General features: G+C 63.0%; 16 protein-coding genes. 15 read left to right on the top strand and 1 reads right to left on the bottom strand.

Translation table 11 applies throughout. The features are described from left to right. The first annotated feature begins 112 nt into the window (after positions 1 to 112). Positions 113 to 346: a hypothetical protein gene (locus AC1Q5P_RS18610; protein ID WP_492519746.1), complete on the top strand. Its 234-nt coding sequence runs from the start codon at positions 113 to 115 to the stop codon at positions 344 to 346. Positions 347 to 867: 521 nt separating this feature from the next. Here AC1Q5P_RS18610 and AC1Q5P_RS18605 read toward each other — a convergent pair. Then, on the bottom strand, positions 868 to 1,365 hold the full coding sequence (locus AC1Q5P_RS18605) for a hypothetical protein (protein WP_492519745.1): 498 nt from the start codon (positions 1,363 to 1,365) through the stop codon (positions 868 to 870). A gap of 378 nt (positions 1,366 to 1,743) precedes the next feature. On the opposite strand from AC1Q5P_RS18605, the gene AC1Q5P_RS18600 reads away from it, so the two are divergent. The 14 genes from AC1Q5P_RS18600 to AC1Q5P_RS18535 all read left to right on the top strand — a co-directional run bounded on the left by AC1Q5P_RS18600 (position 1,744) and on the right by AC1Q5P_RS18535 (position 15,586). Further along, positions 1,744 to 2,058 (top strand): hypothetical protein, encoded by a 315-nt coding sequence (locus AC1Q5P_RS18600; protein ID WP_062342773.1) that lies wholly within the window; start codon positions 1,744 to 1,746, stop codon positions 2,056 to 2,058. Positions 2,059 to 2,128: 70 nt separating this feature from the next. Further along, positions 2,129 to 2,413: a type IV conjugative transfer system protein TraL gene (gene traL / locus AC1Q5P_RS18595; RefSeq protein ID WP_492519747.1), complete on the top strand. Its 285-nt coding sequence runs from the start codon at positions 2,129 to 2,131 to the stop codon at positions 2,411 to 2,413. Between the two features lie 11 nt (positions 2,414 to 2,424). Further along, a complete protein-coding gene (locus AC1Q5P_RS18590; protein ID WP_492519744.1) occupies positions 2,425 to 2,997 on the top strand; it encodes a type IV conjugative transfer system protein TraE in 573 nt (190 codons plus the stop codon). A gap of 125 nt (positions 2,998 to 3,122) precedes the next feature. Further along, a complete protein-coding gene (locus AC1Q5P_RS18585) occupies positions 3,123 to 3,806 on the top strand; it encodes a type-F conjugative transfer system secretin TraK (RefSeq protein ID WP_492519743.1) in 684 nt (227 codons plus the stop codon). Further along, positions 3,806 to 5,161: a TraB/TrbI/VirB10 family type IV secretion system protein gene (locus tag AC1Q5P_RS18580; protein WP_492519742.1), complete on the top strand. Its 1,356-nt coding sequence runs from the start codon at positions 3,806 to 3,808 to the stop codon at positions 5,159 to 5,161. Before AC1Q5P_RS18585 ends, AC1Q5P_RS18580 begins: the two co-directional genes overlap by 1 nt. Positions 5,162 to 5,175: 14 nt before the next feature. Next, entirely contained in the window at positions 5,176 to 6,078 is a 903-nt protein-coding gene (locus AC1Q5P_RS18575; RefSeq protein ID WP_492519741.1) for a DsbC family protein, read from the top strand. Positions 6,079 to 6,946: 868 nt separating this feature from the next. Beyond that, a complete protein-coding gene (gene traC / locus AC1Q5P_RS18570; RefSeq protein WP_492519740.1) occupies positions 6,947 to 9,523 on the top strand; it encodes a type IV secretion system protein TraC in 2,577 nt (858 codons plus the stop codon). Next, positions 9,520 to 9,882, top strand: a complete 363-nt coding sequence (locus tag AC1Q5P_RS18565) for a hypothetical protein (protein ID WP_492519739.1) — start codon at positions 9,520 to 9,522, stop codon at positions 9,880 to 9,882. The genes traC and AC1Q5P_RS18565 overlap by 4 nt, the downstream gene beginning before the upstream one ends. Continuing rightward, a complete protein-coding gene (locus AC1Q5P_RS18560; protein ID WP_492519738.1) occupies positions 9,875 to 10,453 on the top strand; it encodes a TrbI F-type domain-containing protein in 579 nt (192 codons plus the stop codon). The genes AC1Q5P_RS18565 and AC1Q5P_RS18560 overlap by 8 nt, the downstream gene beginning before the upstream one ends. After that, the gene (locus AC1Q5P_RS18555) at positions 10,437 to 10,955 is read left to right on the top strand and encodes a S26 family signal peptidase (protein ID WP_492519737.1); all 519 of its coding nucleotides are present in this window, start codon (positions 10,437 to 10,439) and stop codon (positions 10,953 to 10,955) included. Before AC1Q5P_RS18560 ends, AC1Q5P_RS18555 begins: the two co-directional genes overlap by 17 nt. After that, positions 10,952 to 11,677 (top strand): type-F conjugative transfer system protein TraW, encoded by a 726-nt coding sequence (gene traW / locus AC1Q5P_RS18550; protein ID WP_492519736.1) that lies wholly within the window; start codon positions 10,952 to 10,954, stop codon positions 11,675 to 11,677. The genes AC1Q5P_RS18555 and traW overlap by 4 nt, the downstream gene beginning before the upstream one ends. Then, the gene (traU, locus tag AC1Q5P_RS18545; RefSeq protein ID WP_492519735.1) at positions 11,674 to 12,687 is read left to right on the top strand and encodes a conjugal transfer pilus assembly protein TraU; all 1,014 of its coding nucleotides are present in this window, start codon (positions 11,674 to 11,676) and stop codon (positions 12,685 to 12,687) included. Before traW ends, traU begins: the two co-directional genes overlap by 4 nt. Continuing rightward, positions 12,684 to 13,478: a type-F conjugative transfer system pilin assembly protein TrbC gene (gene trbC, locus AC1Q5P_RS18540; RefSeq protein WP_492519734.1), complete on the top strand. Its 795-nt coding sequence runs from the start codon at positions 12,684 to 12,686 to the stop codon at positions 13,476 to 13,478. The genes traU and trbC overlap by 4 nt, the downstream gene beginning before the upstream one ends. Next, on the top strand, positions 13,475 to 15,586 hold the full coding sequence (locus tag AC1Q5P_RS18535; RefSeq protein ID WP_492519733.1) for a conjugal transfer protein TraN: 2,112 nt from the start codon (positions 13,475 to 13,477) through the stop codon (positions 15,584 to 15,586). The genes trbC and AC1Q5P_RS18535 overlap by 4 nt, the downstream gene beginning before the upstream one ends. Positions 15,587 to 15,590: the final 4 nt, after the last annotated feature.

The raw sequence follows: 15,590 nt of genomic DNA, 5'->3' as shown, positions 1-15,590 counted from the left end.
ACCAGCATCATATTATCTGAAAAGGGGGTCCCTCTTCGACGCCGATCGGGGGTCCCTTTTGAACGCCGTTTGACAGTATGTCGGGGGATCGGATGGCACGACGACTTATGCCGTGATCAACGGCCTCGCGACGTTCGAACGCTTCACCACGAAAGACTTCATGTTGGTAGACGCTGTCGTGGGCTATGATCTGGGCAAGGCGTCCGAGGTACTCAGCGGCTGGAGTGTGGCAGTCAATGCCGCCAACCTGTTCGACAAGACCTATGTCTCAGCCTGTCCGTTCAACAATAGCTGCTACTACGGCGCGGCGCGGACCATCATGGGATCGCTGCGCTTCAACTGGTGAACCCATCCGCCTGTTACGCAAGGTTCGGTGGCCACAGCGCATGGCGTCATCATCACGCACGTCATGTGTAGGCCGCCCACACCGATCGCGATGCGGGTGATCGGTGTGGGCGGCATAATGCTTCGACGGCGTGCAGGGATCCGCTAAAGCCTACGGTGAACAGGATCGTCTGTAGGCGCTGTTTCAATCGGCCTCGATATAGATGGATCGAAGCAGATGAAAGGCGGTGCGGATCGGTTACTTGCGCGCCATTCAATCGCTTGGATGGTCGTCGGCGCGACCGTCTTGAGCAACTGGAATTGTGGAAGAATCGTTCATTTTCAGGTGGATGAGCATTGATCGAAGTGCCCCACGCCAAGTTTAACATCGCTCAAACGCACCGATGAACGAATGGCGGGAATCGATAGCGTCGATCTGAAGCGCGAATGTCCGGGTTTGCGGCGGGACCGGCTTTACTGGCGCTTTCGCAGATGCCTGGAACCTGGCGATGGTGCATTACCGAACACATCCTCCGGACTGACTCAGCTCAACAACGTCCGGTTTGCCTCCAGAACGCGTTCCTGATGTGTCAGCAACATCTCATAGGCTCTGCCCAAGGCGGTATGGATGATCGCCGGCCTCAGATTGACCTGGATTGCACCTCGTCTTGCCAACGCTGCTTCGCAGTACAAACCTTTCAGTGCTTCTGCTGCCAGGAATACCGCCTGATCGTGATAGGCCGCCTCATTTTTGAGCATGGACACTGCGATAGTCGCTCGAGTGTGGTCTATCCGCAATTCCTCGAATAGCTGATCGCGAAGGTCCTCGCTCAGAAAAGCGCCCTGCCGAAGGACCTTGTGTAGCTTGGACCGCAGCAGTCCGAGCTTGTCTGCCATATGCGCCAAGGGAATGGACTGCCGGGCGAGTTCACCATTGATCAGACGCTTGTATCTGCATTGCTCTGTTGCGGCACCGTTTGCATTCCTTTGGGCAAAAATCGGATTGAAGACCGTTTCCGGCGTGATTGCCCCATGCAGCATCGAAGTTCCCCTTTCACCGCATGGCATCACATCGGCGCTTTAACGGTCAACATTATAATCGACCTATCTCTCTGAAATGAATGCCAAACCCTTCCGCACGGTGCGCGCAAAGCGCGACTCGCCCCTTGGCAAAGTGGTGCCAGGAAACGGGATCAGCATCGTCCAAAGTTGGTCCTACGATCCCCGATCTCGGGAATCCTATTCCCCACAGCCGCAATCACAGTCCCCGAGTCGTGCAATGCCGCACGCAGCGCGTCCCCACTCCGTGGAATTCTCCTGCCAGCCAGCGCCTAGCCCATTGCCTCAAGGCCACAGCGGTCGCTCCCTGAAGCCACCCGCAGAAAATGCGGCGACCTTTCACGAATGGAGCCAGGACCAATGACAAGCAGTTGGAAAGGAAGGGGCAAAGCCCTTTTTCAAGGCGCGGCGATTTTAGCCATTGCCGCAGGTCTCGGAAGCGAGATGGCAATGGCTGGCACAGACCAGACTTTCAGCACCGCGCTGACAAAGTTCACCGGCTTCCTTCAAGGCTCGGGCGGCAAGATCATTACAGTCCTCAGCCTTGCTGGCGGGGTCGTCGGCCTCGCCGCCGGGCGTTTCAGCCTCGCACAGATCGCGATACCTGTCGGCGTGGGCGTGGGCGTGGGCACCGGCGTGCCGATCGTGACCGCCGCGATCACCGCGACGATCTGAACTTTGATCGGCTGTAGCTCACCAATCCCTCGGGACGTGTCAGCTACATCCGGAGGGTGGCGACGTGACCATGCACAGATACATCGTGCCTCAGCACCTCGACGATCCGGAACTGATCGGATTTTGGACTCTCGACGAGTTCCTTGGCCTGATCGTTCCCTTCGCCTGGGGGATCCTGTCTCAACATATTCTGATCGGGCTCTTGATGAGCGTGCTGGCCTGGTGGGGATTGCGCAAGTTGAAGGCGGGTAGGGCGATGTCCTGGATTGTTCACACGGCCTACTGGCATCTGCCGGGCACCTTTATCGGCCTCAAGGCCACGCCACCCTCACATCTTCGCATCATGGCAGGATGAGGCCGCGAACCATGGATCTCGCGATAACCCACCAGCAGCAGCAGCGCCTGCTCAAACAGCGCAACCTGCTTGCCGCAAGCTCGCTCGCCCTGTTCGCAGCAACGCTGCTGCTAGCCCTTACGACAGCGGGACAAAACCGCGAGGTCATCCTCCAGCCCGTCCTGTCGCGTCCGCTGACAATCACTTCGGGCGAAGTCAGTCGCGATTATCTCGAACTGGTGACGCGTGACGCGGCCCTGCTGATGCTCAATCGCTCGCCGTCCAATCTCCAGTACTGGATGGACGCGGTGCTGGCCCTGACCGACTCCAAGGCACACGGGCGCATGAAGGCGGAACTTCTGAAGGTCGTGACCGACCAGAGCGGCTCGAGCGTCTCGCAGTATTTCACGATGGAGAAGCTCACGGTCGATCCCGCGAGCCTCACCAGCGAGGTCAACGGAACCTTACACACTGTGGCCGGCTCGAAGGAAGTGAGCGCGGAGGCGCGGACTTTCCGGTTCGTCTGGAGCTACAGCGGGGTGTCGCTGCGCCTGGTTGCCTTCGGTCAGGTACAACCCGAGCAGAAGCAAGGCGAGGACGCATGATGCGCGCGCCTCCCACGCACTCAATTACCGCTCACTACGCTGCGGCCACCCGCACGCCGCAGCGCCCGCCGTCCAGAGCCACCTTCCTCGCACGTTTGTTTGCGATTCTGTCGATCTGCATGTGCATGGCAGGAAGCCCGGCTTTGGCCGACCAGTCCGTGCTGGCGGCAGACAATGGCACGGTTGGATGTATCGCTTCAGCCAGGGACCTCACGCGGATCAGTCTTGCTGGTGACCAGTTCGCTTCGGTCTCGAAGATCTCGACCGGGAACGCCGACGACGACTTCAAGATCGTTAACGAACCCACGCGTGGCGACATCTACCTCTCCGTTCCCGACGGCTATGGGAAGTCGAAGCTTTCATTCTTCGGCACCACTCGCAAGGGTTACGTCTACAAGTTCGTCTGCGAGGTGAGGGGTGAGGAGGCCGAACAGCTCTTCGTCACCAATAGCGCGATCCGGGCGCAACACGAACGACAAGCTTTGCGACCCACATCTCCCGAGGAGACAGCGACACGGCTTGTTCAGGCAATGTACCGCAGCGAGGCGATCGAAGGCTTCGAGCAGGTCGCCGCGGTGCTGGCGCCCGTGCGGATCGGCAAGCTCGAAGTGCAGCAGATCGGGCAATACCAGGGCGAGGATCTGCGTGGCCTTATCCTGCGGGTCCGCAACACGGCGCGCGAGCCGATCACGCTCGACGAGCAGGTCCTGTCAGCCCGCGGCGCCGTCGCCTTCATGGCACCGGTCAAGGAGCTCGCACCAAACGCCGTTTCGGCCGTCTATCTCATCCAGAAAGCGAGAGCACGATAATGAAGCTCGCCGAGATCTTTCGAAAGAAGCAGCGCGTGCTCGATGGCGGCGCAACTGTCGACACACCGCAAGGCGATGTCTCCCCACTGGGCGATGCCAATGCCATCAATGAGGCGGAGCGGCGCAAGCAAAGCATACGCTTTGCCGGCGTCGGCTTCTTGGCGCTGGTGGCAGGATCGCTCTACATCTTTTCGGGTGATGATGCCGCAGAAGGCGTCTCGCCAGATGCATTGGCCTCCGGTGTCTCGGTCGACGAGATGGTCAACACCAACATGGCCGAGAAGGAATGGCGGGCGCAATCCGAGGCGCAGATTGCCGGGATCGAAACAGAACTGCGCACGCTTGGTGCGCGCGCCGAGCGCGCAGACCAGCTGGAACAACAACTGTCCGGTTCGGCAGGGGAAAGTGGCGGTGCCGTTTCAGCGGACACGCAGCGGATCCTTTCCGCCTACCAGGCAGAGAACGATCAGCTACGCGCGGCGCTCGATGCGGCTCGCCAGTCGCCGGTAACTGCGCCGGCAGCTCCTGGAAACCTGTACGGGCCTGACGCTTCCTCGTTTACCCAGAGTGGGACGACGCCAGCGGGCGAAGCGGCGGCCGCAGCCGCCGGGTTCGGCTCGCTGCGCAAGAGCGAGGTCAGCCTGATTTCATTCGGAGAAGGCGCCGCAGGAACGGGATCTCCGGTGCCCAAGGGCAACACCGTCTACACCGACAGTGCCAACTATCTGCCGCCCAATTCGATCGCCGTCGCGCGCGTCATCGTCGGCGTCGATGCCAATGCAGGAGTGCGCAGCGAGACCGATCCACTCCCGGTTGTCCTGCGTATCACTGGCCCTGCACGCTCGGTCTATGACAGGGGGCGCCTCCTCAAGACGGAGATCAGCGGCTGCCTGGTCAATGGCGCGGCGCGCGGCGACCTCTCCTCGGAAAAGGTCTATGTCAAACTTCAACGCATGACCTGCCCGCAAAAGGCCGGTCGCTATGCAGTTTCGGACGTCAAGGGTTTCATCGCGTTCGGCGGCAAGACCGGCGTGCGCGGCCGCGTGGTGAGCCGCGAAGGTGCGCTCGTCGGCCAGGCGTTCCTGGCAGGCCTCGCCGGAGGCTTTGGCCGAGGCTTTGCTGCCAACAGCACCTCTTTGCTCACCGGCAGTACGGTCAATGTCAATGGCGAACGGCAGAAGCTCGGCCCCGGAGACATCCTGCAGGGCGGGATCGGCGAGGGCGTCGCGACTTCTGGCGACATGGTCTCGAAGTACCTGATCGAACGGGCCGAGCAGTACCAGCCCGTGATCGAGATGCCGACCGGCATCGATGTCGAAATCGTGTTTCTCGAAGGCGTGTTCATCCAGGGCTGAGGAGGCCGCACCCAATGTTCGCAGACGCCACGACCAGAATTGCACGCACCAAGATCGCAGCGCGGACGGCCAGGATCCTGCTGCCGCTCACCGCAATCCTTGTCGGCAGTGGCACTTCGCTGGTCTGGGCCGAGGCTGGCTCGCCGGGCATAAGGCAGACGGCGGACCTTGAGATGCGGGTAACGCATGCCCTCAGGCAACGCCTGCCGCGTACGCCCGTCACCAAGGTCAACTGCACTCTGGTCGATGGCCTGTGCGAAGTGACCGCAGGATCGCAGCTGTTCTATGTCGATCGCTCTGGTCGATATCTGCTGGTCGGCCGGGTCTACGACATGGAAACGCACCGGGACCTGACAGCAGCGCGGCTACTGGAAGTGAATCCAGATCTTCTGCTCGGGGCCGCCGCCAAGGGCAGTGAGCATGAGGCCAGCTTAGCATCCGATGACCCCAATCCCGAACGCGGCGACCCCACTCAGGCCGCGAGCGGGGCGCCCCGGACAATGTCCCTTGCCGGACTGCCCGCCGCTGGCGGCATTGTCTGGGGCAACCCTGCAGGCCCGACCGTCACTGTCTTCAGCGATTTCCGCTGTGGCTACTGCCGCGCCCTTTCGCAGACGCTCGAAGCCATGAGCGTACGGGTCATTGAGCGGCCCATCTCGATTCTTGGCAGCCGAGCGCTCGCGAACCAGGTGTTCTGCGCTCGCGATCGGGCCCGGGCGATCAAGGCCGCCTATGCCGGAATGGCGATCGAGCGGGCCAAGCCCTGCGATACCTCGGCGCTCGATGCAAATGAGCGCTTCGCACGGGAACAGGGCATCGCCGGAACCCCCGTCCTGGTTCGCAGCGATGGTGCGGTGATCGAGGGTGTCCGCTCACGGGCGTTTCTCGAGAACTGGATCAAGGGAGGCCGATCATGAGCCTCCAATTGCACATGCTTTGCGTGTTCCAGTCCATTCCCAGCGCCCGCTCGGTCATGGTCCTGCTATCCAGCGCGGCCCTGTCATCGTGCGGCGTGCTGCTTGGCGATAACGTCAAGGGGAACTTCATCTGCAGCGCACCAGGCGGGACTTGCGCGCCATCCACGTTGATTGATGACCAGGCGCTGGCCTTGATCCAAAGTGCCCGGCCCGAGCCTCTTGGGTCACACAGTCCGGTCATCGTGAGAAGAGCCGAGGCGAGGGCGGGAGCGTTTCCGTCGGCACGAAGCCGTTCGGCGTCAGGTCGGTCTGCAGGGGCGGCTCGTGTAAGCGATAACCTGTTCCACCGTGATGCCCGGACCTTGCGCCTGGTCTTCCCCGCCTATGTCGATGATGCAGGCAACCTGCATGAAGCCCGCGTAGTCCACACCGTTGTCGATCGGGGCGGCTGGATCGAACTGACCGACGGTTCTCTGGCGCCCGTAGCCGGAACGGACCCGAGCCAGGGTGAGGCCTTACCCGCCTCTCCAGCACCTGACCCGTCAGAAGCATCCATATCGGACGAATCTCTCACGGCGCCGACGGTGGGCAAGAGCGGAGGACCAGCGAGCCCGCAGTCCCCGCCGCCCATCAGCCCTCTCACGATCGATGCTATCCGGGCCCAGGTTGCGGAACGCCTCTCGGCAACCGCGAAGCCGGTTCAACCCAAAGTGCAGGTGCAAACAGCGGCATCGCCTCAAGGGGCTACACCGAAGTCTGCGCCGGAACACACGTCAGAAACTGCCTCGCCTGGCCCTGCGACGTCCGGGATGCCCTCAGCCGCAAATCCGCCTGCAACTTTCTCAGCGCCCGGAGGGGATTGATCGCCATGTCGACCAGCGCATGGAACCGTTTTCTCGATCTCGTCTTCGGCGACGGTGTGCGGGCTGATGTTGCGCCGCAATCAACCGGTGTGCCGATGCTCTCGGACTGGCTGCCCTATCGCAGTTACGACCCCGAGACCCGGCTGTTCATCAATACGGCGAGCATGGGCTTCATTCTCGAACTTGCGCCGATGGTCGGGGCGGACGAGCGCACCGGCGAGATTCTCACTCAGTTCCTTTCAGACGGTTTGCCGGCAGGCTGCGAAGTGCAGATCATCCATTGGCAGAGCCCTGCGGCCGGCGTGCGCATTGCCGACTGGGTCATGCCAAGGGTGCTCGCTAAAGGCGTCTATGGCCGCGCGGCACAGCATCGCGCCCATTATCTGCGAAACGCGTCCTGGACCTCGCTGTCGCGTGATGCCCCGTTTTGCCTGCGCCAGCATCGCGTTCTCGTCAGCATCGGCGCATCGCTGGGGTCTTCGCTGACTGCAACGGACCTTGCGAGCGTTCGCGAAAGCCTCGGCGGGACCTTGCAGGCACTGAGCATTCCCTACCGCGACATTGCCCCTGCCGAGTTGATCGCGTTTCTGAACGATCTCCTCGTTCCGGGCATAGACAATGCCGAGAGCGAAGACCTCTATTCTCCACTCGACCCCATCCACCAGCAATGTCTGCGAGGCGACCTCATCACCGAAATCTCTACCGACCGTATCGTGCTCAAGGTCAGCCGCGAAGGACGGGCAAGTGAGCCAACGTCGAGGCAAGCGCCGCAATCTACCAGCGAACCCGAAGCCTTCGACTGGCGCTTCTTCTCGGTCCGGCAAATGCCGCGGCAATGGGCGCCATGGGACGTCCAGAAGCTGATTGGCGACGTGCTCAACGACAAGTTGCGATTCGGCTGCAACGTGCTCACGGTCCTGGGGTTCGTCCTGTCCGATGAGGAGGCAACGGCTTCGCGGGCCGGTTTCAAGGTGCTGCGCACTACCAGCCTTGCCGACTCCCGTTCCGCGCGTTTCCTGCCGCAACTGGCGCAGCAGCGCGACGAGTGGCAGCAGGTCCAGGCGGAACTGCGCGAGGGGCGCAAGCTAGTCCAAGCCTACTATGCCGTCGGCGCACTCTCGCCGCTCGGCAAGGGCGATGCCAACGAACGCCTACTCAAGTCGGTCTACAAGGCGGCAGGCTGGGACCTCGTCGAAGAGCGCTACCTGCAGACCATGGCTCTGCTGGCGGCCATGCCGCTCACGCTTTCCAATGGCCTGTCGGGCGATCTCAGGCGCATGAAGCGGCTGCGCACGATGTTGAGCAATACCGCAGCAGCGATCGCGCCGCTCCAGGGCGAGCATACCGGCGGTCCGATCCCGCATATGCTTCTGGTGGGACGGCGCGGCCAACCCTTCTTCTGGTCGCCGTTCCAGAATGCAGCCGGCAATCACAATGTCGCGGTGTTCGGGAAGTCAGGCTCGGGCAAGTCGGTCTTCCTCCAGGACATTTGCGCTGCACTTGCCGGAGCCGGTGCCAAGGTCATTGTGATCGACGATGGGCGCTCGTTCGAGCACATGGCCAAGGCCTTCGGCGGCGCATTCGTCGAGTTTCGGCTGTCGTCGGGCTTCTCGCTCAATCCCTTCGACATGATCGATGCGCGGGCGCTCGAGAGCGATGCCGATGGCGAGGACTACGAAGTCGAGTGCCTTGCCATGCTGAAGTCCATCGTCGGGCAGATGGCGCGCCAGCAGGACCGCCTGTCCGATACCGAGCGCGGTTTGATCGATTCTGCTGTCAGCCGGGTGTGGAGCGAGCACAAGCGCGCAGGCACGATCGATGCGATCGCCGCTGCCCTGCGCGCCAGCCCCTCGCCATTTGCCAGTGATCTCGCAGATGCCATGTCGCCGTTCCTGTCGGGCGGTACTTACGGACGGTTCTTTGCCGGATCCTGCTCGATTGACCTGACGGCAGATCTCACCGTTTTCGAGTTGTCGGACCTGTCATCCAAACCCGAGCTGCGCTCGGTCGCGCTGACCGCGCTGATGTTCCTGACCTTGCGCGTCATGCGCGATCTCGACCGCTCGATCCCCAAGCTGACGATGATCGACGAAGCCTGGCAATTGCTCGGTGGCGGACAGATGGGCCAGGCGATCGAGACGTATGCGCGCACCTGCCGCAAGTACGGCGGAGCGCTGGTCACCGCAACGCAATCCCTCAACGACTTCTACAAGTCGGAAGGCTCGCTGGCCGCGCTCGAGAACAGCGACTGGTCGGTGGTGCTCCAGCAGAAGGAAGAGACGGTCAACGATCTTGCCCGGCACCAGCGCTTCGAGATGGACCGGCACACCGAGGCGCTGATCCGCTCCCTGAAACGCAATGGCACGGAATACTCCGACGTCCTGATCAAGGGACCCGAGACCCTGGCGGTCGGCCGTCTGGTGCTCGATCCCTATTCAGCAACGCTTTACTCTTCGAGCCCCAAGGTCTTCTCGGCGATCGAGAGGCTCGTTGGGCAAGGCATGCCGCTCGCCGATGCAATCGAACACGTGGCCTTCCCGGATCGCGCGGAACCCGCAATCTCGGCGGAGTGCGGGGCATGATCCGCTATCCTGCCTTGGCGCGCTTGGTGCCATCTTCCGTGCAGGTCCAGGACACCTGCCACATGGGCCTTTGCCTCGCCGGGTGGCTGCTCATCAACATCTGCTGCATCGGCGCTATCTGGCTTGGGCTGTTCATCGTGCTTGGCGATTTCACCCTGACCGGCACGTTGCTGCACCTCGACAATTTCGCGAGCCGCTATCTTGCGGCCGAGGCCACCCGCCAGGCGCATTTGCGCGACCAGTTCTGGATTGCGAGCGCGGTCCTGTTCCTGGGGCTCGCGGTGCTGCGCGCCGGATCGCTGCCGCGTTGGCATTCAGAGCGCGCGCAAACACCTTCCAAGGAGAGGTTCCATGGTTGACCACCGCTCTACCGGGGAGGTCAGCCCCGGACCTCTGTTCGAAACAGACACTCCACCAGCGCCTTCGACGACAATCGCCGCCAACGCGCGACGCCGCTCGGTCGACTGGAAGCTGGTCGGACTGATCGGGTCTATAGTCGTAGCCGGACTGTGGGGCGCCTGGGTCACGCGTGAACTGCTCAGCACCCCGACAGCGCCGACGCTGGTGCGTGTGCAATTGTCCTCGATCATCGGCGAATATGTCGCAGCCCAAGCGAGATCGCCGTCGCCGCCCGATGTGGTGACCGCCGAAACGAAGGCCTTCATGGGTGCCGTGCAGCGGAATCTCGAAGCGCGAGGTGCGCGCGGGCAGGTCGTGCTGGTCGGCGAGGCCGTTCTGGCCGGCAACGTTCCCGATGTGACGATGGCAGTACGCCGGGAAGTCTACGCCACGGTGCCGTCGCCGGTCTCCAGGACCGCCACCAACAGCCCCGTCATCGACGCAATGCGCCAGGTCATGGCGCCCAATCCCGCAAGCGCAGTCCGCGGCAGCGCTGCCGTCAGGGAGGCTGGTGATGCCGAAGCCCACTGAATGCTCGCGCGCAAGTCGGCGCTGGCTCGCCATTGGCGCCTTGGGCCTGACGCTCATGACAGGATCGGCGCTTGCGGACTGGCGCGACGATCATGCGATCCTGATCAACACCACCCGTTCGATGCCGGAGTGGGCCTTCTTTATCGACAAGGGAAGGATGCCACAGCGCGGTGACCTGATCGTCTTTGCGCCGCCCGACATTCCCTTGATCCGCGCCCATTTCGGGCGAGAGTCGGCTCCGTTTGCCAAGCGCGCGCTGGGCATGCCAGGTGACGTTGTCACCCGGCGGGGCGAGACCGTCCTCGTCAACGGCAGGCCAGTTGCCCGGCTCAAGGCGCGGACGACGCGTGGCGAAGCGCTGACGCCGGGCCCAACCGGCATTGTGCCTCCAGGCTGCTTCTATGCGGGCACTGCGCACAAGGACGGCTTTGACAGCCGCTATGCCGAGATCGGCTTTGTCTGCGAGCGCCAGATCATCGGCTCGGGCGACGCGGCCTTATGACGCGCCGGACGAGCACGCCGTGGGACCGACGCACGAGGGGCATTCCCGGTGCGGCCCGTCTTGTTGCGGGCATTGCAGGCATGGCGGGCATTGTGGTCGGAGGCTTTGTCGCGGGATCTGTGCCCGCTGCCGCAATAGATCATGGCAGGATGGGCGAGACCTTTCCGATCATCGAATCCGACATGCTGACCGTCATTGCCGCGCGGTTGCAGTCGCTCGAGGCAATGGGCGGCTTCGCGCAGCTGCAGGCCCGCATGCGAGACACAGCGATCGCGAGCGTGCGCCGACCGGCGCTCGTGGCGGGCCTGAGCCCCGCGCAGGAGCGCCGCGAATGGCTGTTCGATCCCTCCTTCGTGCTCCAGCAGGACGTGATCGGCGCCAATGGCGAACGCATTGCCGCTAAGGGCACGCGGGTCAATCCGCTGGATCTTGTCCCGCTGCCAACGAAGCTGGTCTTCGTCGATGGCCGCCGAACGGCGGAGCTCGACTGGGCCACGCGTCACTGGAAGCCGAACGAAGCCAAGGTCATTTTCGTTGCCGGTTCGCCCTTCGATGCGATGAAGCCCTTCCAGCGCCGCTTCTGGTTCGACCAGCGCGGTGCCCTGGTTGCCCGCTTCGGCATCCGCCACACGCCTGCGGTCGTCACTGCAGCCAGCGGGCAGCTTCAGGTGGCCGAGATACCAATTCCCGACACGACAACCCGGCAGAGCCCGGTGTCATGAACCGTGGTCTTCGCACCGTCCTGCTCTCGTTGGCGTTCCACCTGGGGATTACGAGCCCGGCCAAGGCGGCGGGCGCCCCGTGCCATGGCAGCTTCGTCAATCCGATCACCGATGTCTGCTGGTCCTGCCTGTTTCCACTCTCGGTCGGCGGTCTGGCCATCTGGAAAGGCTCACGGCCCGACCCGAGGAATCCTTCGTTTCCGCTTTGCGCCTGTGGCAGCCCGATCCCGCGCATCGGGATTTCGATCGGCTTCTGGGAGCCGGCGAGGCTGGTCGATGTCACCAACAAGCCGTGGTGCTTCCCGAACCTGGGCGGCATCCGCCTCGACCCCGGTTTCGACATCGGCGGCGGCCATGTCCAGGGCGCAAGCCAGGTCGGCGGGAAGGCGCAGAACAGTTCGCAGTGGCAGGCGCACTACTACGTCTACCCGCTGCTCTACTGGATGGAGATCTTGACCGACTTCCTGTGTTTCGAGCAGACGACCTTCGACATCGCCTATGTCACAGAGCTCGATCCGCTCTGGCAGGATTCCGCACTGACCTCGATCCTCAATCCCGAGGTCGCTCTCTTTGCCAATCCTGTTGCCACGGCGTCTTGCGCTGCGGACTGCGTCGCATCGACCGCGAAGCTGCCGATCGACCAGTTGTTCTGGTGCGCCGGATGCAACGGGAGCATGTATCCCTTGAACGGTCATGTCGCTGCACATGTCACCCCGGTTCAGGCCTCGCGCCTCGTTGCCACGCGGATGCTCTACAAGATGCACCGCAGCGGTCTTGCCTGGGGTACGATGGGGTCCAGGGCCCTGTGTTCGAAGTACCTGATGCCGGTCATGCGCAAGCAGCAGTACCGCCTGCAGATGACCAATCCCACGGCAACGGTGAAAGGCCGCTACGCCTGCGCACCGCTCGGTGCCACCACGATCAACCCGCAGACCGGCAAGAGCTATCCGGTCAAAGGCGAGGATTTCGGCTACCTCGTCTGGCGCAAACGCAACTGTTGCGCTTTATGAAATCGCAGCGCGTCCCTCTCGAACGCAGCACGCTGCCGCTCACGGCTCGCCTTGCACCGCGTCTTTTCGGACTTGCGATGCTTGCTGCCGTATCGGGAGTGACAGCGCAGAGCATTGACGGGCTTGATCTCGGAGCCATTCGCGCAAGGAACAGCGCCAGCACTGACGAGCTTGAAGCGCTTGTCGCGATGGCGCTGAAAAAAGCCGAGGCGCAGAGTGGTGCGGCAGAGCAGGTCCGCGCTGACACGCAACAGAACTCCGCACGCGGGCAGGAGGCGCTTAGCGCCCGCGCTCCAGCTGGCGCGGTTGATTTCGACGCGATCCTTGATGGTGCTGCCGCAAACGCGAGAGTACCGATGGGCGAGGGGCCCTTGCTGCTCGTCTTTGCCAGCCTGTCGATGCCGCAAGCCTCGCTCCAGCACCTGGTGCGCGATACCACGCAGGCAGGGGGTATCGTTGTCTTCAGGGGCTTTCCGAACAACAGCGTCAAGGCTTTTGCCCAAGGCTTGATGCGCGTTGTCACAAGCGAGCAGGAAGAGGCGCACATCGCGATCGATCCGCGGCTGTTCCGCGCCTTCCGCATAGATGCCGCGCCCACCTTCGTCGTGGCAGAAGGCGGTTATGAGCTCTGTGACGGTCTCGATTGTACCATCGCGGTGCCGGCCCATGCACGTATGACCGGCAATGTCAGTCTCGCTTATGCGCTCGAGAGCTTTGCTGCCGCCGATGAACCTGGGGCGGCAGTCGCGCGGATTGCGCTGGACAAGTTGGAGAAAGGGCGCGGGCAATGAAGGGCCCGGCTCTGTTCGCCGGTCTGGCCGCGCTAGGCCATGTCGCTGTCGCGGCGAACGCTGCTGCGCAGGTCCATATCCCGCCACCTGACGATGTGATCGAAGCTCTGCCGGCGCTGCCAAGCGCGTCCACGCCCGCGATGCCGGAGGCGGGTCCACCCCCGGCATCAGCGCCAGGGCCGATCTCCGCTGACCAGGCAAAGGCAGAGGCGCGACAATTGGGCAGCGCATTGCGGCAGAGCTATCAGGGCCTGATTGCGGCTCCGGGCGCAGCGGCACAGATCCCAGGCTACGCCCCGAACTATCCGCAAGCGACCCGCTACTACGACCATGCCGATGCCTTGGCCACGGACGGTGCCGTCGCGGCCAGCCAAAGCGAAGCCTGGCGCACGGCCAATTCCACGTCGCGCCCGCGTATCGAGGTCAAGCGCGAGGAGCTGGCACGCGCCGCCGCCATTGCCAAGGACCCGACCCGCTTTGTTGAGGGCATGGAGACCGGCGGGAGCGCCGGGGCCTGTACACCTCTGCCGGCGGGATCGAGTGCGCCCGGCAGCGTCGAGATGACCTGCAACATCGGCGAAAGCATCGTCGAGCAAGAACAGAGCTGCAAGACCACGCTCGAGGTCAAGCCTTGGGAACCCGTCGACTATCAGTATGTCTGCGTCTCCTCGCCCACGTACGACGGCTGCGGAGCACTGGTGGGTGCGGGACAGTGTCGCAACACTGGCACCACGCCAGTCCCCGAGTACGGCCTCACCGTCACCTCCTATACTTGCGACGCGGCCGTTTCCGATCCGGACGCTTTCCTTGTGGGCACAACGACCGCGCCACCACCTGCCGGCGCCTTTGAAGCGAGTGGTCACGTCTATCGCTGCAATCGCGCAGGGCTTGCCCAGGCTCTGAGTGTCGATCCAGCGACCGGGGCACCACTCGGATACGTTACGGGCTTGCGGCAATGTACGCCAGATCTCGGCACATCCTCGTGCACGCGCACAAATCCCCTATCCGCTGGTCTCGTCGAGCGCGACCTCTGCCTATCCTGGGACTTTGCAGGTGATCCGATCAACGGTGGCAAGTTGCGCTGTATGGAGACGGCGCCCAAGGAGGAGGTCTACGCTTGCACCGCCCTGGTGCCTGGCCTCCAGCCCGAGCGCAGCGACACGCGGTGGTTCACCGCGCAATGGACCACCAGTCCCTGCACTGCTGATCCGGAAAACTGCACGTTAACCAACGAGATCTGCAGCGTGCCCGACGAAACCCGGGTCATCGCCGGCATTCCGGTGCGGCAAGCCTGCTGGGAAAAGACACGCACCTCTGTGTGCAGCCAGGCCACTGGTGGCAACAACGACTGCGGCGCGATCGAAGCCACGCCCGGGTGCCGACAGACCGGCGAGACTTGTCTCGACGATCCGCCCGATCCGGGTGGTTCCTGCAAGGTCACCGAGCGCAGCTATTCCTGCCCGGTTCCGGGTTCAGTCATCGAACCTCAGCAATACCTCTGCTCGGGCGACATCTATTGCCTTGATGGCGAATGCGAGACGGTCGAGCGCGAGGCATCGGACGAGTTCAAGGATGCACTGGTCGGGCTCCATGCCCTGGGGCAGGCCAATGCCGAATTCAGCGAGAATGACCTGTCGCTGTTCAAGGGCAGCCGCGAGACTTGTGCCAAGAAGATCTTCGGCATTTCCAACTGCTGCACTGGCAAGGGCGCCCCGATCTTGACGCCGTGGCTGTGCAGCGCCGCCGAACAGCAACTCGACAAGAAGGACGATGCCGGCCTGTGCCACAAGGTCGGGACCTATTGTTCCTCCAAGGTGCTTGGCGTCTGCGTGACCAAGCGCGACGCCTACTGCTGCTTTGCCTCGAAGCTGACCCGGATCCTGCAGGAGCAGGGCCGGGTGCAACTCCGCAAGCCTTGGGGGCGGCCGAAGAGTGAAAGCTGCGAAGGCTTCACTGTCTTCGAGTTCCAGCAGCTCGACCTGTCAGTCATGAACTTTTCCGAGATCTACGCCGACTTCACCGAAGCCGCGCGCCTCCCCGAGGAGGCCGCGATGCTGGTCGAAGTCCAGAACCGCATTGGCCAGTGCTACGGCCAGGCCCAGCCATAACCCG

This window comes from Novosphingobium sp. GW835-FHT14H07 (assembly GCF_058793515.1).
This window is presented reverse-complemented; position numbering and strand designations above follow the sequence as displayed.